The sequence below is a fragment of the Paraburkholderia bryophila genome (assembly GCF_003269035.1).
In the GTDB taxonomy this organism is placed as follows: Bacteria; Pseudomonadota; Gammaproteobacteria; order Burkholderiales; family Burkholderiaceae; genus Paraburkholderia; species Paraburkholderia bryophila.
Map to the genome: position 1 here is coordinate 53,391 of NZ_QLTK01000031.1, position 18,676 is coordinate 72,066.

Consider the following 18,676-nt stretch of genomic DNA (forward strand, 5'->3'; position numbering starts at 1 on the left):
CGCGGAAAATGCGCGGAGCGGTGTTGGCGCGCGGCTTTCGTGAGTTGACGCCGCGCGGTCGACGCCGATTTGTTTGCCGAATACGGGTCCCCGATTACCAACTGCGCTCGTGTGTCGTCTGTTGCGATACCGCGCCGTTTCTGATCCGCCCCGCGCCGATATCGGCGGCGTTGCAGATCGTTCTTCACTCCAGGAGGCGTCCATGCCCTGTCGCGGTAAAGCGCCCCTTACTCCCGAATCGCTGTCACCCAAACCCGCACCGCCGCGCGCATCCACCACCCGGCAGTTGCGACGTCCCGCCTTGATCGCGGCGACGACGCTCGCGGTCGCGCTCGCCATTGCCTTCACCGCGTGGCAGTGGGCCGTTTCGAGTTTTGCCGGCGACACCCCCGCGGCCGCTCACACCCTGCTGGCGGCGTATGTCGTCGCGGCCTGTCTGCTCTGCGCCCTCGCGTTCGTGCTCGCCCTGCAGCACGGCGGCTCCAGCGCGAGGAACGAAGCGCTCGACCAGTCGAGCGTGAATGAAGCGCGCCTGATGGGCATCATCCGTTCGTCGATGGAAGCGATCATTACCGTCGACGAACGACAGAACATCGTCATCTTCAATCCGATGGCCGAACATGTTTTCGGTTGCGGCGCGCACGAGGCGATCGGCGCATCGCTCGCGCGCTTCATCCCCGAGCGGTTTCGCGCGGGACATGACCGGCATGTCGCGCAGTTCGGCGTCACCGGCGTCTCCGAGCGGCAGATGGGCAAGCAGCAACGCGTGCTGTTCGGCCTGAGAAGCAACGGCGAGGAGTTTCCGATCGAGGCGTCGATTTCGCAGGTGCGCGACGGCGACAGCAAGCTCTACACGGTGATGCTGCGCGATATCACCGAGCGCTTCCAGGCGGAAAGCGCGCAACGCAAATCGCGCGAGGAACTGCGTGAACTGTCGGCCAATCTGCAGAAGGTGCGCGAGGAAGAGAAGACCCGCATCGCCCGTGAATTGCATGACGATCTCGGCCAGCAATTGACCGCGCTGAAAATGGACCTGTCGTCGGTCGAGCTGGCGCTCGACACCCGCGCCGACCCCGAGGTGTTGCAGCAGCTCGGCGGCATGCGCCGGCTGATCGACGCAACCGTCGCTTCGGTGCGGCGTATCGCCGCCGACCTGCGGCCGGTCATGCTCGACGACCTCGGCCTGATTCCGGCGATCGAATGGCTCGCCAACGACTTCACGAACCGCTACGGCATCGACGTGGACCGCGACATCGAGGTCGGCGACGCTAACTTCACACCGGCCGGCGCGACCACGCTGTTCCGTATCGTGCAGGAGGCGCTGACCAACGTCGCGCGGCACGCGGAGGCCACGCTGGTCACGCTCACCGTGCGGCTGGACGCGGACACCTGTATCGTGCGGATCGCGGACAACGGCCACGGCGCGAACGATTCCACCGCGCGCGCCGAAAAATCCTTCGGCTTGCTCGGCATCCGCGAACGCGCGCACATGCTGGGCGGCGCCGTCGACATCCACACCGCCGGCGGCAAGGGTTTCGCGCTGACGGTACGGTTCCCGGCCACGGCCGTGCAACAGCAGGAGATGCAAACATGATCCGGGTGCTGATCGCCGACGACCACGCGCTGGTGCGCGACGGTCTGCGGCATATTCTGCGCAACGCCAACGGCTTCGAAGTGGTCGGCGAGGCCAACGACGGCACAAGTGCGATCGCGCTGGTCCGCTCGCAGGCCGCCGAGGTGCTGGTGCTCGATCTGTCGATGCCCGGGCGCAACGGCGTGGAGCTGATCAAACAGATCAAGGAGGAAATGCCGGCGCTGCGAATACTCGTCCTGACCATGCATGCCGAACAGCAGTACGCGGTGCGCGCATTCAAGGCCGGCGCGTCGGGTTATCTGACGAAGGAAAGCGCCAGCGCCGAACTGGTCGCGGCGGTCTCCAAGGTCGCGTCCGGCGGCGTCTACGTCAGCCTCGCCATGGCCGAACGTTTTGCGCAGAGCCTCAACGAGCCGGCCGACACCTTGCCGCATCAACGGCTGTCGGATCGCGAGTTCGACGTGTTCCGCCGCATTGCCGCCGGCCAGACGCTGAGCGAGATTGCCGGCGAACTGTGCGTCAGCAGCAAGACGGTCAGCACGTACAAGACACGCATCTTCGAGAAAATGCAGATGCCGCACGAAGCCGCACTGGTGCGCTACGCGCTGCGCCACAAACTGCTCGGCGACGACGACGAGATTTGACACGCACCTCTGGCGTAACACCCTTGCTGTTCTTCTGAATTCAGCATTCAAGCTGTTCGTGTAGGAAATCCCCTACACGACTTCCTCCTCGCCTACCTGAAGTTCGTTCAGCGCCGATTCCTTTTTGAGATAGCGCGCCCGATACTTCCAGCCATGAAATCAAGCCCGTCACAACACGCGTTGCGCGTGTTCCTCGTCGAGGATGCACTGGCCATCCGGGCGCGCATGGCGGCCCGTCTGGGTGCGATCGAAGGTGTCGAAATCGTCGGTGAAGCCGAGGAACCGGAAGCCGCGTTCGCGGCGATCGGCGCGTGTGCTGCCGACATCGTGGTGCTCGATCTGCGCCTCGCGGGCGGCACCGGTCTGGCGTTGTTGCAGCGCCTCGCGCAGCGCAACTCGCCGGTCGTCACGATGGTGCTGACGAACCATTCCGGCGCATGGTTCCGGCAAGCCTGCCTGACGAACGGTGCGCGCTACTTCTTCGACAAGACGAGCGAATTCGATCTTGCCTGTCACACCATCCAGCGACTTGCCCACGCGCATTGCGCACGGGATCTCTATCATCTGGGAGCACACCATGTCTGATGTTGCCGACTACCTTGGAACCCGGCCGCCGGCGCCGACTGCCGCTGTCGTGCCGACTGTGCCGCTCGTGCCGATTTCGTCGCGCTCGCCGCTCGCGGACGCGGCCTCGTCGCCGCAAGGGAAACCGGCTGGTCTCGCCGCGCCCGACGCGAAACGCGCCGGCGTGCCGTGTTCGAGTTGCGCGATGCAGTCCTTCTGTATGCCTGAGGGCTTGACGCGCGCCGAGGCGGAGCGCATCGAAGCGTTGATCTGTCCGTCGCGCACCATCCGGAACGGCGAGACCCTGTTCCGCACCGGCGATTCGTTCCAGAGCCTCTACGCGGTTCGCGCGGGCTCGTTCAAGACCGTCGTGATGCATCGCGACGGCCGCGAGCAGGTCACGGGCTTTCATCAGGCCGGCGACATGCTTGGCCTCGACGGCGTCTGCTCGGGCCACCATAGTTGCGACGCGGTCGCGATCGAAGACAGCCAGGTCTGCATCATCCCGTTCCATCTGCTCGAGGCCATGTGCCGCGACGTCAAGGTCGTGCAGCAGCACGTGCATCGCATGATGGGCGGCGAGATCGTTCGCGAGGCAACGCTCATGATGTTGCTCGGCACGATGTCCGCCGAGCAACGCGTCGCGACGTTCCTGCTCAACCTGTCGGGCAAGCTGAGCAAACGCGGCTATTCGCCGGCCGAATTCCATCTGCGCATGACGCGCGAGGAGATCGGCAGCTACCTCGGTATGAAGCTCGAAACCGTCAGCCGGATGCTGTCGAAGTTCCAGAAAGACGGTCTGGTCGACACCCACGGCAAACAGATCCGGATTCTCGACATGGACGGCCTGCGCCGCGTGTAGCCGTGAGCAAGCAATCGGGCGACGGGCACGGCGCTCCACATCCATGTTCAGATCTGCCGCCTCGATCGGTGCGCATTCGTGCCGCGGCATTCGCGCGTCTGCGCGCCCCAGCGACCCAGCGACCCAGCGAATCACTCCGGCTGCGCCTGTGCACGCGCGGCAGGCTGCAGATCAGGCTCATGCGGCGCAGCCGTTTTGCCCGGCCCGGTTGAATCGGGCGCATCCGGATGCGCGAGTCGCTTCGCCCGTTCAGCCACGGTCCTCGCACCCCGCCGCGCTCGCATGGCCAGTAAGCCCCAGATCGAATTGACGATCTGCACGGTCCACGCGGTGCTCGCCGCGTCGCGCGACCAGTACGACTTGAAGCGCTCGACGCCGACGCCGAAATCGAGGTCGTAACCGTTATCGAAGGCCCATTTGACGCATTGCTCGACGGCGATCAGGCCGGGACAGCATTTGCCGAAGTACGGGTCGTAGCCCGCGAAAATCGCACTCGCCCACGGATTGCCGAGGCTGACGATAATGCCGGCCACCGGCGCTTCGTCGAGCGTGACCACGATCAGGCGCGCCATCGAAGGCACATCCGCCGAGTAGATCAGCTTGCCGAGAAAACGCTCGAACTCGGGCGAGTCGAGCCACACGCTGCGTTTGCCGACCCGGTCGCTCCAGCTGCGCTTGCAGTTGAACATCCACTCGATGATCGCCGCGGTCTCGCTTTCCTCGGTCGGATCCATCACCCGCACCGCCACCTCGCCTTCCTTCGAGAGCCGGTTCGCGAAGGTGCCGGGCCGTTTGCCGAACAGCGTGCCGAGCGAGCTGCAATACTCGTCCCACGTGCCCTGCCCGCGGAGTTTCGCCGCCGACGCGTTGTGCGCCTCGGCAAACAGCACATGACGCTCCTGCGTCACCAGCCGATGCAGATCGAGCGTGTTGCGCACATACGGCAGGTGAATGAAATCCGCGCCGCAACGCCGCCGGGCCGTCTCCCATGCGCCCTCCACCCGGGCCGCCGTCGCCGCGTCGTTCTCGACGAGCACGCTCGTGTAGTCGCCGCCTTCGGGACCGAGCGGCACCAGATAGGTCCACAGTACGCGCTGCACCGTTTCGAGCGGCCAGATCATGACCAGTCGCCCGTCTTCGCGACATACGATGCATTTGAGTCCCCGGCCGTGCGGCTTCGTCACGTGTTTCCAGGCGAGCCAGCAGAAACTGAACGACTGATAGTAGTAGCCTTGTGCCTTTAGCCAGAGCGCATCCCACTCGGGCTGCAATGCGCGAAAATCGGCTTCGTCGCTGATGATGTCGTAACGCCGCAAGCTTTGCGTGTTCTGCCCGGTCTGCGTAGTCGCGTCCACATGACCTCCCGAAACGCCGGACAGTGCGACGCGCGCGCATGGGCCTCGCGGACACGAAACATCGCCGACATGGGTGAAAACGGATGCGTAAAGCATGCCTTGGGGCGGTATTCGCGTGTGTGCGGTGCCGAACATTACAGTACGGCAACACGGGATTTCAAACCTTGCAGCGGCGCCGAGCACGCGCCACGTGGGAACGCCGGTTGCGTTAATCTGCGCCGAAGGCTCGCCGCGAGAACACGAGAACACGAGAACACGAGAACACGAGGAGGCAATCATGAATAAGCGCCGTTTTTGCGATCGGTCCCGGGGTGCGGCCACCGCCCAACTGCTCCTGCTGCTCCTGCTGTTCATGCTGCCGCCCCCGCCGTCCGCGCTGGCGAGCGAGGAAAGCGCCAACGCCAGCACCGAAGCCGCCGGCCAGCGTGCGCGATTCATGCAGGACTTCTGCGGCACTTCGCCGGAGGCCATCGCCCAATACAAGGAAAAGCTCGCCAAAGTCCTCACCGAGGCGAGCGACTTCGATACCCGCTGGCAAAGCGGCTGGCGGCTTGGCGAGCGGGACGCGCTGCAGTTGCGCGCACTGCAACTGAACTCGCCGGCCGAATTCGCCACCCGCGTGAAAAACAATTGCGAGCGCGTCAGGTGGCAGGCCGCCAACTCGCTGCGGCCGCGTGCGCCCAGGTAGTGTGCGCCGCGAAACTGTTATTCTTCACGCTCTTTCGACCGTCATCTGGTCCCCTGCCGCCTCCGGGCGGCATCCCCAAGCGGCGCTCATGCGCCCGGCATCCAAGAGACAGGTATCTGCATGTTCGGTTTTCTGCGCGGCTATTTTTCCAATGACCTGGCTATCGACCTCGGCACGTCGAACACCCTGATTTATATGCGCGGCAAGGGCATCGTGCTCGACGAACCCTCGGTGGTGTCGATTCGCCAGGAAGGCGGTCCGAACGGCAAGAAGATCATTCTGGCCGTCGGCAAGGAAGCAAAACAGATGCTCGGCAAGGTGCCGGGCAATATCGAGGCGATCCGCCCGATGAAGGACGGCGTGATCGCCGACTTCAACATCACGCAGCAGATGATCAAGCGCTTCATCCAGATGGCGCACGAGACGCGCATGTTCGCGCCGTCGCCACGCATCATCATCTGCGTGCCGTGCGGCTCGACCCAGGTCGAGCGGCGCGCGATCAAGGAAGCTGCGCACAGTGCCGGCGCCTCGCAGGTCTATCTGATCGAAGAGCCGATGGCCGCGGCCACCGGCGCGGGGCTGCCGGTGTCGGAGGCGACCGGGTCGATGGTTGTCGACATCGGCGGCGGCACCACCGAAGTGGGCGTGATCTCGCTCGGCGGCATCGTGTACAAAGGCTCGGTGCGGGTGGGCGGCGACAAATTCGACGACGCGATCGTTAATTACATTCGCCGCAACTACGGCATGCTGATCGGCGAGCAAACCGCCGAAGCGATCAAGAAGGAGATCGGCTCCGCGTTCCCGGGCTCCGAAGTCCGGGAGATGGAGGTCAAGGGCCGCAATATGTCGGAAGGCATTCCGCGCAGCTTCACGGTGTCGAGCAACGAGATTCTCGAAGCGCTCACCGACCCGCTCAATCAGATCGTCTCCGCCGTGAAGATCGCGCTGGAGCAAACGCCGCCGGAACTGGGCGCGGACATCGCCGAACGCGGCATCACGCTGGCGGGCGGCGGTGCGTTGCTGCGCGACCTGGACCGACTCCTTGCCGAGGAAACCGGCCTGCCCGCATTCGTGGCCGAAGCGCCGCTCACGTGCGTGGTGCGCGGGTCGGGCATGGCGCTGGAGCGGATCGAGAAGTTTGGCGGCGCGTTTTCGTACGAGTGAGGCTGCGCAAACCAGTTTGGCCGAGCGCGGGTTCGCCCGGCCGAACTGATGAACGTAAGTCGTAGACGGGTCGCAGATGCCGCCATGCGGTGCAGCTTCAGAAAATCAAAACAATTCAGACCACCTTACCGGCGAGTCGCGCCCGCGGCTACAGCCGTCTGCGGCGTGCGCCGTTGCGACGCATAGGCCCCTCGTGGCGCCGAGTTTATATTCCGCAGGGTAGCGGCCGAATTAGCTAACTCACCATTCCGACCGAATCAAATTTCTTGCCGATCGGAATATCGCGAGGGATACCCTATGTCACAAGCGTTGAAAGGCGCTTTCATTTATTGCGCCTGCGTTTTAAGCGGAATTTTTACGATTTCCGCGGCTTACGCAACCGATACCCGTGCACTCTGGCAAGATTCAACCGCACAACACAACGATCCATTGACATCAAGAATCGAGCCGGGAAATCCGGCACAGCGACGAGTTCTCACACTGAGCTTCTCCGGCCTAAAATCAGAAATAGCGGCAATTCCTATAAACCGAGACGAAATAACCTCACGATCCGAAAATCCTGATGTCCGGCTATCTTTGCCCTTACCAGAGGGTGGTTTCTCCGAGTTTGTCTTGTCCGATTCCGGCACCCTGCCGCCGGCCCTGGCCCAACGCTATCCGGACATCCGCAGCCTGAAAGGCCGCGACGGCGAGGGACGCACCGTGCGTGTGGATATCTCGCCGCAAGGCATGAAAGCCATGGTGTACGACAAGGACGGCGCGTGGCTGGTGCAGCCCGCGCAAACGCTGAGCGGCAAGGTGCAAAACGCCCAGGCGCGCGGCGATCAGTACTGGAGCTTCCGCCGTCATTCGCTCCCGGCGTCGGATCGGCCATTTCACGAGCCGATTATTGATGCTTCTCCCGTGGGTAATCCGTCAGTCGCGAACCGCGACCGGTTTCAGTCGCGCACCGCGACCGGCATGATTCGTCGCGATTATCGGATTGCGGTTGCGGCGACCAGTTTATATACCGCAAAATTCGGTGGCACCGTTGCCGGCGGATTAGCGGCCGTGAGTCTGATGATTAACCGCGTCAATGAAATATTCGAGCAGGACTTCGGCGTACATCTGACCTTGATTCCCAATAACGACAAGCTCATCTATACGAATGCCGCCACCGACCCTTACCTGAAAGCCTACGACATCCTGCTGGCCAACGTCGAGAATCTGGACCGCGTCATCGGTGCGGCCGGCTTCGATCTCGGGCATGTGGTCACTACGGGCGACGGAGGCGTGGTCGGCCGCATCGGCAATACCTGCCGCAACGATGCCGGCCGGAACAACAAGGCAGCCGGCACCACCGGGCGCAGCAATCCCGTGGGCGACGCGTTCTATGTCGATTTCGTCGCGCATGAGTTGGGGCATCAATTCGGCGCCTGGCATACTTTCAACCGTTGCGGCGGAGGCAGATCGACATTGGCGGAGTCGGCGCTCGAACCCGGCAGCGGTTCCACGATCATGGGGTATGCGGGCATGTGTCTCCCCTCGGAGAATCTGCAGAAATATTCGGATCCGTATTTCCATGCCATCAGTCAGGAGCAGGTGAATGCGTGGATTTCATCGAGAGGCGGTGACTGCGCCGTTAAAAGTGTCAATCGGAGCAGCGCGCCGGAGATCGACCCGCAGAATCTGCCGGGCGGCGGTTTCGACTCGCTCACGATTCCCTCCGGTACGCCGTTCGTCCTGAGGGGGCATGCGACCGGCAGTGCAGGCGCAACCACGACTTATGGCTGGGAACACATCGATGCCGGCCCGATTCAAGGCGTTGTACTCAAGGACGACGGCGTAGGTCCGCTGTTCCGTTCGTATCTCCCCAACACCACCGGCGAACGCGTGTTTCCGCGTCTCGCGGCGGTCCTCGGCGACGAGCCGTTGGGCAACGGCGAAGCCTACCCCGCCACGAACCGCACACTGACGTTCCGCTTGACGGCGCGCGATACCGCTCATGACACCACGGCCAGTTCGGATGTCACGCTCAACGTGCTGAAGACCGCGCGTCCTTTTGCCGTGACCTTGCCGGGCCGCGCCGCGACGTTGACCGGCGGCGCCATGCAATCGATCGGCTGGGACGTCGCGGGCACCGACAAGGCGCCAATCTCGTGCGCCCAGGTGCGTATCGATCTGTCGGTGGACGGCGGCTACACCTACCTGCCGCGACCGCTGGCCGCCGCCGTACCGAACACCGGCAGCGCGTCCGTCATGCTGCCGCGCATGGGCCAGCGCACCGCCGATGCACGCATCAAGGTAAGTTGCGTCGACAACGTCTTCTTCGCGGTCTCGGCGTCGAACTTTACTATCCAGTAACGGCTGCGGACGCTTCATGCGGCAACGCGCCGTGCCGATTATTTTCAGCACGGCGCGCGAACTTATACTCCGTACTCCGACGGGTTCGCTCACGTTCCGTCTTTGGCTGCGGAGTAGCAATGCACGACACACGACTCGCCGTCTCGACCGGCGGCATGGTCACCAGTCCTCATGCGTTGGCCAGTGAAGCCGGCCGCGAGGTGTTGCGCGCCGGCGGCAATGCGATCGAAGCCGCGATCGCGATCGGCGCGGCGTTGTGCGTCACCTATCCGCATTTCACCGGCTTAGGCGGCGACGCGTTCTGGGTGATCGCCGACCGGCACGGAACGCTGCGCACGCTATCCGGCATCGGTCAGGCCGCGGCACAACTGCCCGCTTTCGACACCACTTTCGGCGCCGCAATTGCGCCGCGCGGCGCGGCGGCGGCGCTCACCAGCGCCGCCACGGTCGACACCTGGTCGCAGGCCTACGAGATCGGCCGCACCGTCTGGGGCGGCCGGCAAACGTGGGCGGCCCTCTTCGCGCGCGCGATCGAATACGCCAGCGAGGGCTTCCCCGTGACGCCGTCGCAGCACTTCTGGCAAAACCTGCGCGCCAACGATTTGCGCGCCCTGCCCGGTTTCGCCGCGACGTTCGCGCCGCACGGCCGGATTCCCGCCGTCGGCGAACGCTTCACGCAACCGGCGCTGGCGGGCAGCCTCGAACGTCTTGCCCGCTTCGGCGCCGAGGAGTTCTATCGCGGCGAACTGGCCGAACGTATGGCTCGCGGCTTGCAGCAGGCCGGCTCGCCGCTGCGCCTGAGCGACCTCGCCCGAACCCGCGCACGCGACGAAGCGCCGCTACGGGTTGCATACCGTGGCGGCGAACTGGTCAGCATGCGACCGCCAACCCAGGGCGTTACCACGCTTCAGATCATGGGGATACTCGAACGCTTCGCACTCGATTCGATCGCCGAAGGCAGCGCCGACTACTATAACCTGCTGGTGGAAGCGGTGAAATGCGCCTTCATGGACCGCGACCGGTTCGTGGCCGATCCGGAATTCCGCCACGTGCCGGTCGACGACATGCTCTGCGCCGCGACCCTCGACGCCCACGCGCGCACCATCCACCCGCACGACGCACGGCCCTGGCCGCACACGTTCCAGCCGGGCGACACGGTGTTCATCGGCGCAACGGATCGCGAGGGCCGCAGCGTGAGCGTGCTGCAAACGGTGTACTTCGATTGGGGCAGCGGCGTGGTGGCGGGCGACACCGGCATTCTGTGGCACAACCGCGGCGCGTCGTTCAGCACGGATCCCGCGCATCACAACGCGATACAGCCGGCCAAGCGCCCTTTCCATACGCTCAATCCCGGCATGTATCTGCAGAACGGCCAGCCGCGTTTGCTGTTCGGCACGCAAGGCGCCGACGGTCAGCCACAGACGCTGGCCGCGATCCTCACGAGGCTGATCGACTACCGCATGGACCCGCTCACCGCACTGGCCCGGCCACGTTTCCTGCTGGGCAAAACCTTCTCCGACACGCGCGATGCCTTGAAGCTCGAAGCGGACGCCGGCGCCGACGTCTTCGCGGCGCTCGCCGCGCGCGGGCACGAAGTCCGCGAGATCCCGGCACAGAGTCCGCTGGCGGGCCACCCCGGCGTGATTCGCCTCGACGCGAACGGCACGACATGCGGCGCACACGATCCACGCAGCGACGGGCGCGCTTTGGGCGTCGACGTCTAGTCGGGTGCGTGACGATTACGTAGCGATTAAGCGGCACTACGGCTCTACGGGAAACCGCGGCGGCCCGCGCAACGAGCCTGATAAGCTACGCGAACGCCGTGCGAGCCGGACGTGCCTGGGCGGCCAAACACCGCACGCGCGCCCCATTCCAGAACCCAAAAAACGGAGACACCATGAAGCCGACCGTTCATCCGGATAGCGACACCGCATCGGCGAACATCACCAGGCGAATCGAGGAACTGGCGGATTGGCGTGGCGACACCCTCGCTCGCATCCGCGAATTGATCCACGCCGCCGACCCTGACATTCAGGAAGAGTGGAAATGGATGGGCACGCCCGTCTGGTCGCACGACGGCATTGTATGCACCGGGGAATCGTACAAGCAGGCCGTCAAACTCACCTTCGCGCGCGGGGCCGCGCTCAAAGACCCGAAGCAGCTCTTCAACGCCAGCCTCGACGGCAATACGCGGCGTGCGATCGACCTTCACGAAGGCGAAAAGCTCAACGAAACCGCCTTCAAACAACTGATTCAGGCGGCGGTGAAAGCCAATAGCGAAGCGCTTGCCGAACGCGCGGCGAAGAAGAAAAGCAAGCCGCGCGCGTGAGTCGCCGGGCGTTACCGCGCGCCTATTCCAGCGTAAAGCGGTCGCGCGTGGTCACATAATCGCTGGCGCCGAAGCGACCCACCGGAAAGTAGTGCTGCAGGCGCACGCGCCAGGTGTCGGTATCGATCAAGCCGTCGCGCGCATGGAGCCGGTGCACCCTGCCAATGAAAATCTGCCGGCTGCTCGTTTCCAGCGTCTCCCAGATCGTGCATTCGAACGCGACCGGCGCTTCGGCAATCCGCGGCGGCGCCACGTGCGTGCTCGGCACCGCCGTGAAGCCGACCGTGGCCAGCTCGCTGACGTTGGGCGGCAGCCTTTCCCCACAGCGATGCATCTTCAGCGCGATGGCTTCGTCGGCGAGATGCACGACGAACTCGCCGGTGCGCACGATATTCACCGCCGTGTCCTTCAGCGTGCCGTCCGCGACGCGGTTGATGCTGATCATCACGATCGGCGGTTCCTCGCCGAGCATGTTGAACATCGAAAACGGCGCGGCGTTGATCGTGCCGTCCGCGCCGAGCGTGGTGACGAGCGCGATGGGACGCGGCACGATCAGGCTCGCCATCAGCTTGTAGCGCTGGTATTCGGTGATCGCGTCGAAGTCGATTTCCATCTCAGCGCCTCTCTGCCGGTGCAACGTGTCCGACGAGCCCGAGCAGTTGGCCCAGACTTTTTTCGCCGCGCATCCGCGTGATTTCGATGCGCTCCTCGATGTGCCGCAGATGCGCCTCCATCAGCGCCATGGCACCCGCCGCGTCGCGCGCTTCCAGACAGTCGACGATCGCCGCGTGTTCCGCGTGCTCGCAGGGCGCGTTGCCCGGCGTCTCGTAGACCCCGACGATCAGCGAACAGCGCGAGACCAGTTCCTTCAGATAATTTTGCAGGATCGAATTGCCTGCCAGCGCCGCGATACGCATGTGGAAACCGCTCGCGAGCGTCGCCCATGACGGCTGATCGAAACGATGCATCGCCGCATGCTCGCTGGCGAGTTGTTGCCGCAACGTGTCGATGTCGTGCGCGCTGGCGCGCTGCACGGCCAGCTCGACCAGCATCCGTTCGACCGAGCGCCGCGCTTCGAATATCTCGCGGGTTTCCTCCGGCGTCGGTTCCGCGATCACCGCGCCTTTGTTCGGGCGCAATACCACGATGCCGTCGTAGGCGAGCTTTTCCAGCACGCGGCGCACGACCGCGCGGCCGACGCCGAACAACTGGCATAGCTCGGGCTCCGGCAATTTCGTGCCGGGCGTCAGGCGATGATTCAGCACGCCGTCGAAGATCGATTGATAGAGGCGCGCGTCGACGTCGAGGTCTTCTTTGCGCACGACCTTCGAGGCGCTCCTAGGGGTTCTTTTTGCGGTGGCCGCGCCGGCGTTCGCGTTCATGCCCCAGCCGTGCGCAACACGCCGTCGCGTTCCAGCCGGTCCATGTGATTCGCGATCGCGCCCGGCGTGGTGATCCACACGTCGCCGCGCGCGCGTGCCGCGGCGAGGTGCTCGAGGGCGCGCCGCAAATGCCGCAAGCGATACGGCTGCCCAACCAGATAAGGATGCAGCGCGATACCCATCACCAGCGCCTGCGGCTGAGCACCCCGGTTGGCCTGTTCGAGCATTTCGTCGAACTGGTCGACGATCATGTCGGCGAACGCGCGGCCGTCCATCAGGCGGCCGACCATCATCGGCAGATCGTTGAGTTCCTGCGGATACGGGATCGACCAGAGCGGCGCGCCGCGCGTGGCCATGCGCACCGGGCGGTCGTCGTGACACCAGTTCAGCGTATAGCGGTAGCCGGTCTCGGCGAGTAAATCCGGCGTCAGAGGCGACTCCGAAATCCACGGCGACAGCCAGCCATGCGGCGCCGTGCCGGATTCTTCGGCGATTCGCTCGCGGCAATGCAGAAGCAATTCGCGCTCGCCCTGCTCGTCGAGTTCGCTCTGCCGGTGCGCGTTGGTATGGCCGTGGCCGATCAGTTCGTCGCCGCGCGCCACGCAGGCCGCGATCAATTCCGGGCAGTGATCGTAGAGCGCGGTGTTGATGAGCGTGCCGGCCGGCATGGCCAGTTGATCGAACAGTTCGATGCAGCGCCACGCCCCCACCCGGTTGCCGTACTCGCGCCAGCTATGGTTCAGCACATCCGGTTGCGGCGACAACGGACCGAGCGCGGCGCCGAGACCTTCGCCAAAGGCAAAGTGTTCGATGTTGAAGCCCAGATACACCGCCAGCCCGCTGCCGTCGGGCCAGCGAAACGCGTCGCCGTCGGTGATTGGTCGATACGAAAAGCGGCCGTGCGTGGCGAGCCGCTGACGCGCGCGGTTCTCTGCTACGGGCAAGTTGCGTGTGTCGTTCATGAAATGAAAACGTGAGTGACGAAACGCGGCCGGTGTCGTTGCGGATGAACCGGTTTGGCCGGTTCATGCCCCGCGACGGACCGAAGACGCACCGTGATCGCGCAAACCGGATGGCTCGGGTCGCTAACGATCGACGCTGCGGATCGTTTGCAATATATGCGCCAACTCGCCGACGTTAAGCGGACCGGCGTGTCGGCGATCGGCACGCGTCGCGACGCAATGGATGGCACATGTCTTGCATTTACGTCGCTTCGCCGAGGCCGTGCGGTTTCTCGCATGCGTGCCGCGCTTCGCCGTTCACGAGGACTTGCCCTTCATGATTCAGCCTGCTTCAAAGGTGCTCGACACCCACGCCGCCGATATCGAACTGGTCCACGTGTCGAAGCAGTACGGCGACGCTCTGGCCGTCGACACCATCGACCTGCGCATTGCCGGCGGCCAGTATTGCTGCCTGCTTGGGCCTTCCGGATGCGGCAAAACCTCGACCTTGCGCATGATCGCCGGGCATGAATCGGTTACCGAAGGTGACATTCTGATCGCGGGCCGCAACGTCACGCGTGCCGAACCCGCGGCACGCGGCACCGCGATGGTGTTCCAGAACTACGCGCTGTTTCCGCATCTGAGCGCGCTCGACAACGTTGCGTTCAGCCTGAAGATGCGCGGCATCGCGAAAGACGAGCGCCGCAAGCGCGCCGGCGAGCTGCTCGAACTCGTCGCGATGTCCCCGTACGCCGGGCGCAAGCCGGCCCAATTGTCGGGCGGTCAGCAACAACGGGTGGCGCTGGCGCGCGCACTGCTGAATCAACCCGGCTGCCTGTTGCTCGACGAACCGCTGTCCGCGCTCGATCCGTTCCTGCGCGTGCAGATGCGCGCGGAACTCAAGCGCTGGCAGAAGGAATTGGCCATCACGTTCGTACACGTCACGCATTCGCAGGAAGAAGCCATGGCGCTGGCCGATCTCGTGGTCGTGATGAACCACGGGCGGATCGAACAGAGCGGCACGCCGCACGAGGTATTCAACCGTCCCCGCACCGAATTCGTCGCGCGTTTTCTGGGCGGCCATAACGTGTTCAACAGCAACGGCCGCTTGTTTACCGTGCGCGCCGATCATCTGCGGATCGTGCCGCACGGCGTGACGCCGGTGCAGAACGCCGGTGGCGACAGCGGCCTGACGCGGATCGGCGGGGTGCCCTGCACGGTACGCGAAGCCGAATACCAGGGCACGCATCTGCGCATGACGCTCGATCCGCTCGACGGCTCACCCGAGCTGATCTCGCTCGTCGGCGACGGCGACTACGACCCGGCGCGGCTCGGCCCCGCTGCGCGCGTGGTGGTCTGGTGGAACGAGCAGGACGCGCATCCGCTGGCGGCATGAGCGGTTGAGCACTTGAGCAGTTGCAGGGCGGCGCGTCATCGCAGCATGGCGTCGCAGCCGTGAATAGAACCCAAATCGAACGTCGAATCGAACGTCAATCCCGCGTCAACTGAGGAGAAAGCAATGACTGAAGCGAACGAGAGCCCGGCAGCGGCCGCCGTGGAAGGCAAGGAAAAAGGCCTGTCGCGCCGCACGTTCATCAAGGGCGCGGTGGCGGCGGCCGGCATTGCCGGTTTTCCGTACGTGCACGCTCAGGAAAAGATCACGCTACGCTATCTCGGCACGGCGGTGAACCAAAGTTCCGACATCGCCAAGAAGTTCAAGGAAGATACCGGCATCGAGATTCAATACATTCCGGTCACCACCGACGACGTCGCCAAGCGCATCATCACGCAGCCCAACTCGTTCGATATCGTCGACACCGAGTACTTCTCGCTGAAAAAGCTGATTCCGGCCGGCACGCTGGCGGGCATGGACACGAAGCGCATCAAGCTCGCGGACAAGATCACGCCGGTGCTCACGCGTGGCGAAATCAACGGCAAGAAGATCGGCGACCAGGGCACCGCGCCGAAGAAAGTGATGTTCCTGACCGGCCCGCGTTCGACCGAGTTCTCTGCCACGCCGACGCAATGGATGACGCTGATCCCCACCACGTATAACGCGGATACGCTGGGCATTCGTCCCGACCTGATCAAACGGCCGATCGATAGCTGGGCGGAATTGCTCAACCCGCAATTCAAGGGCAAGGCGGCGCTGCTGAACATTCCCGCCATCGGCATCATGGACTCGGCCATGGCGATCGAGGCGATGGGTCATATGAAGTACGGCGACAAAGGCAACATGACCAGGGCCGAGATCGATCAGACCATCAAGATCCTGATCGAAGCGAAACGCGCCGGCCAGTTCCGCGCCTTCTGGAAGGACTTCAACGAAAGCGTGAACCTGATGGCGTCGGGCGAAGTGGTGATTCAGTCGATGTGGTCGCCCGCCGTGACCAAGGTTCGCACCATGGGCGTGGCCTGTAAATTCCAGCCGCTGAAGGAGGGCTACCGCTCGTGGGCTTCGGGTTTCGGTTTCCCCCGTTCGCTGCAGGGCAAAAAGCTCGACGCCGCGTATGAGTTCGTCAACTGGTTCCAGGACGGCTGGGCCGGTGCTTATCTGATGCGCCAGGGCTACTACTCCGGCGTGCTCGACACCGCAAAGACCCACATGCAACCGTACGAGTGGGACTACTGGATCGAAGGCAAAGCGGCCGCGCAAGACATCAAGGCGCCGGACGGCCAGTTGCTCGAAAAAGCCGGCACCGTGCGCGACGGCGGTTCGTACACGCAGCGCATGGGCGCGATTGCCTGCTGGAACGCGGTGATGGACGAGAACATCTACATGGTGCAGAAGTGGAACGAGTTCATCGCGGCCTGAGTGTCCGGCAGGCTATCGAACGAGCGGGCAATCGAGGAACTCACTGAGCAAGCCATGGCCACCATCAACCTCTCCACGCGCACGCAGGACGAGCCCGTCAGGCACCGGCGCGCGCCGGCCTGGCTGCAGGCGACGCCGCTGACGCTGACGTTCCTGCTGTTTTTCATCGTGCCGCTGCTGATCACGCTGATCGTCAGCTTCTGGGACTTCAACGAATACCAGATCATCCCCGCGTTCACGTTGAAGAACTACGCGGCGATCTTCAACGGCTGTGCGTCGACGAGTGACATCTGCGTGACGCTCAAGACCTACTGGTCGACGCTCAGATTCTGCGCGATCGTGTGGACGGTGACCCTGCTGCTCGGTTTTGCCATCGCCTACTTTCTGGCGTTCCACGTCCGTACCACGAGCATGCAGACGGTGCTGTTCCTCGTCTGCACGATTCCGTTCTGGACCTCGAACGTGATTCGCATGATCTCGTGGATGCCGCTGCTCGGTCGCAATGGCCTCGTCAACCAGGCGTTGCTCGGCGCGCATCTGATCGATCAGCCGCTCGAATGGCTGCTGTATTCGAACTTTTCGGTGGTGCTGGCGTTCGTGCATCTGTACACGTTCTTCATGATCGTGCCGATCTTCAACGCGATGATGCGGATCGACCGCTCATTGCTCGAAGCGGCACGCGATGCGGGCGCAAGCGGCTGGCAAGTGGTGCGCGACGTGGTCGTGCCGCTGTCGAAAACCGGCATCGTGATCGGCTCGATCTTCGTGATCACCATCGTGATGGGCGATTTTCTGACGGTCGGCGTGATGGGCGGACAGCAGATTGCGTCGGTCGGCAAGATCATTCAGGTGCAAACCGGCTACCTGCAGTTTCCCGCGGCGGCCGCCAACGCAATCATTCTGCTGGCGGTGGTGCTGATGATCGTGTGGGCCTTGACGCGGGTCGTCGATATTCGCAAGGAGCTGTGAAGATGCAGGCCATTCGCGTCAAACACCGGGAACGGCGGCCGGCGAGTTTCTACTGGCTCGCGCTGCTATTCGGCCTGTTCGTGCTGTTTCTGTACGGACCGGTGATCACGATTTTCATTCTGTCGTTTCAGGGCCCCGAGGGCGGCCTGACGTTTCCGATGCGCGGCGTGTCGCTGCACTGGTTCGCGGTCTTGCGCGACGGCGTGGGCGACATCGATATCTGGGCCGCGTTCGGGCGTTCGGTGCGGCTCGCGTTGGCGGTAACGGTGCTCACGGTGCTGTTTTCCGTCGCGGCGGGTCTCGCGTTCCGGCGCAGGTTTCGCGGCGATACCGCCGTGTTCTATGTGTCGGTCGCCAGTCTGATCATGCCGTCGATCATCGTTTCGCTCGGCATCGGCCTGACCTTCCGCCTGCTCGACAACGGCGTGAAGTATCTGGCCGCCGCGTGGGGTTATCCGTCTTTCGCGGACAGCTATACGACCTCGATGGGGTTGTTCACGTCGGCGCTCGGCGCGCATTTGACGTGGACCCTGCCGTTCGGCCTGCTGGTCATGTTCGCGGTGTTCAACCGCTTCAACCCGGCTTACGAAGAAGCGTCGCGCGATCTCGGCGCGACGCCGTGGCAGAGTTTTCGCCACGTCGTGCTGCCGATCATCGGACCCTCGGTGGTGGGTGTCGCCATGTTCGGCTTCACGCTTTCATGGGACGAGATTGCCCGCACCTCGCAGGCTATCGGCGATCAGAACACGCTGCCGCTCGAACTGCAGGGACTCACCACGTCGGTCACGACGCCGGTCATTTACGCGTTAGGCACGATGACGACGGTGTTGTCGCTGACGGTGATGGGCGTGTCGCTATTCGCGGTGCGATGGCTGTCGCGCCGGCGCGCGGTGGCGGCGCTGAGCTAGCGCCGGCCGCAGCCTGTCTGTCGAGTTCCCCGTACTCGACGAACCCGCTGAACCCAGCGGGCATTGCACTTCTGCTTCTAAGAATCGGCCAAATTCTTCGTTGCTTGCGCCCGCTCCG

General features: G+C 63.9%; 17 protein-coding genes. 13 read left to right on the forward strand and 4 right to left on the reverse strand.

The genetic code is table 11. The features are described 5' to 3' along the window. Nucleotides 1-202 precede the first annotated feature (202 nt). The 4 genes from BX591_RS30090 (at nt 203) to fnr (ending at nt 3,664) form a co-directional block, all read left to right on the forward strand. Nucleotides 203-1,594 (forward strand): PAS domain-containing sensor histidine kinase, encoded by a 1,392-nt coding sequence (locus tag BX591_RS30090; RefSeq protein WP_111934960.1) that lies wholly within the window; start codon nt 203-205, stop codon nt 1,592-1,594. Beyond that, complete coding sequence (locus tag BX591_RS30095; RefSeq protein WP_111934961.1) at nt 1,591-2,238, forward strand: response regulator; 648 nt, start codon at nt 1,591-1,593, stop codon at nt 2,236-2,238. The genes BX591_RS30090 and BX591_RS30095 overlap by 4 nt, the downstream gene beginning before the upstream one ends. 153 nt (nt 2,239-2,391) lie before the next feature. Beyond that, on the forward strand, nt 2,392-2,823 hold the full coding sequence (locus BX591_RS30100) for a response regulator (protein WP_111934962.1): 432 nt from the start codon (nt 2,392-2,394) through the stop codon (nt 2,821-2,823). Beyond that, on the forward strand, nt 2,816-3,664 hold the full coding sequence (fnr, locus tag BX591_RS30105) for a fumarate/nitrate reduction transcriptional regulator Fnr (protein ID WP_111934963.1): 849 nt from the start codon (nt 2,816-2,818) through the stop codon (nt 3,662-3,664). Before BX591_RS30100 ends, fnr begins: the two co-directional genes overlap by 8 nt. Before the next feature lie 131 nt (nt 3,665-3,795). Here fnr and BX591_RS30110 read toward each other — a convergent pair whose 3' ends face one another. Then, entirely contained in the window at nt 3,796-5,019 is a 1,224-nt protein-coding gene (locus tag BX591_RS30110) for a GNAT family N-acetyltransferase (RefSeq protein WP_244147163.1), read from the reverse strand. A 94-nt stretch (nt 5,020-5,113) separates the two neighbouring features. Here BX591_RS30110 and BX591_RS30115 point away from each other — a divergent pair, with 94 nt between their 5' ends. From BX591_RS30115 to BX591_RS30135, 5 genes are all read left to right on the forward strand, one after another. After that, on the forward strand, nt 5,114-5,707 hold the full coding sequence (locus tag BX591_RS30115) for a hypothetical protein (protein ID WP_146749833.1): 594 nt from the start codon (nt 5,114-5,116) through the stop codon (nt 5,705-5,707). Between the two features lie 120 nt (nt 5,708-5,827). Beyond that, nucleotides 5,828-6,871, forward strand: a complete 1,044-nt coding sequence (locus BX591_RS30120; protein ID WP_035557230.1) for a rod shape-determining protein — start codon at nt 5,828-5,830, stop codon at nt 6,869-6,871. A 297-nt stretch (nt 6,872-7,168) separates the two neighbouring features. Next, nucleotides 7,169-9,214 (forward strand): reprolysin-like metallopeptidase, encoded by a 2,046-nt coding sequence (locus BX591_RS30125; RefSeq protein WP_111934966.1) that lies wholly within the window; start codon nt 7,169-7,171, stop codon nt 9,212-9,214. A gap of 119 nt (nt 9,215-9,333) precedes the next feature. Then, a complete protein-coding gene (locus BX591_RS30130; RefSeq protein ID WP_111934967.1) occupies nt 9,334-10,938 on the forward strand; it encodes a gamma-glutamyltransferase family protein in 1,605 nt (534 codons plus the stop codon). A 173-nt stretch (nt 10,939-11,111) separates the two neighbouring features. Next, on the forward strand, nt 11,112-11,543 hold the full coding sequence (locus BX591_RS30135) for a DUF1801 domain-containing protein (protein WP_111934968.1): 432 nt from the start codon (nt 11,112-11,114) through the stop codon (nt 11,541-11,543). A gap of 22 nt (nt 11,544-11,565) precedes the next feature. Here the strand turns inward: BX591_RS30135 and BX591_RS30140 are convergent, their stop codons facing one another. The 3 genes from BX591_RS30140 to BX591_RS30150 are packed head-to-tail and all read right to left on the reverse strand — an operon-like array spanning nt 11,566 to nt 13,887. Further along, the gene (locus BX591_RS30140; RefSeq protein ID WP_111934969.1) at nt 11,566-12,156 is read right to left on the reverse strand and encodes a flavin reductase family protein; all 591 of its coding nucleotides are present in this window, start codon (nt 12,154-12,156) and stop codon (nt 11,566-11,568) included. 1 nt (nt 12,157) lies between these two features. Then, nucleotides 12,158-12,925, reverse strand: a complete 768-nt coding sequence (locus BX591_RS30145) for a GntR family transcriptional regulator (RefSeq protein ID WP_111934970.1) — start codon at nt 12,923-12,925, stop codon at nt 12,158-12,160. Then, nucleotides 12,922-13,887: a polysaccharide deacetylase family protein gene (locus tag BX591_RS30150; protein WP_111934971.1), complete on the reverse strand. Its 966-nt coding sequence runs from the start codon at nt 13,885-13,887 to the stop codon at nt 12,922-12,924. The genes BX591_RS30145 and BX591_RS30150 overlap by 4 nt, the downstream gene beginning before the upstream one ends. A gap of 316 nt (nt 13,888-14,203) precedes the next feature. Between BX591_RS30150 and BX591_RS30155 the strand changes: the two genes are divergently transcribed. The 4 genes from BX591_RS30155 to BX591_RS30170 all read left to right on the forward strand — a co-directional run bounded on the left by BX591_RS30155 (nt 14,204) and on the right by BX591_RS30170 (nt 18,558). Beyond that, nucleotides 14,204-15,262 (forward strand): ABC transporter ATP-binding protein, encoded by a 1,059-nt coding sequence (locus BX591_RS30155; protein WP_111934987.1) that lies wholly within the window; start codon nt 14,204-14,206, stop codon nt 15,260-15,262. Between the two features lie 123 nt (nt 15,263-15,385). Further along, on the forward strand, nt 15,386-16,681 hold the full coding sequence (locus tag BX591_RS30160) for an ABC transporter substrate-binding protein (protein WP_111934972.1): 1,296 nt from the start codon (nt 15,386-15,388) through the stop codon (nt 16,679-16,681). A 54-nt stretch (nt 16,682-16,735) separates the two neighbouring features. Beyond that, nucleotides 16,736-17,650, forward strand: a complete 915-nt coding sequence (locus tag BX591_RS30165; protein WP_111934973.1) for an ABC transporter permease — start codon at nt 16,736-16,738, stop codon at nt 17,648-17,650. A gap of 2 nt (nt 17,651-17,652) precedes the next feature. Further along, nucleotides 17,653-18,558 (forward strand): ABC transporter permease, encoded by a 906-nt coding sequence (locus tag BX591_RS30170; RefSeq protein ID WP_111934974.1) that lies wholly within the window; start codon nt 17,653-17,655, stop codon nt 18,556-18,558. The last annotated feature ends 118 nt before the right edge of the window (nt 18,559-18,676 follow it).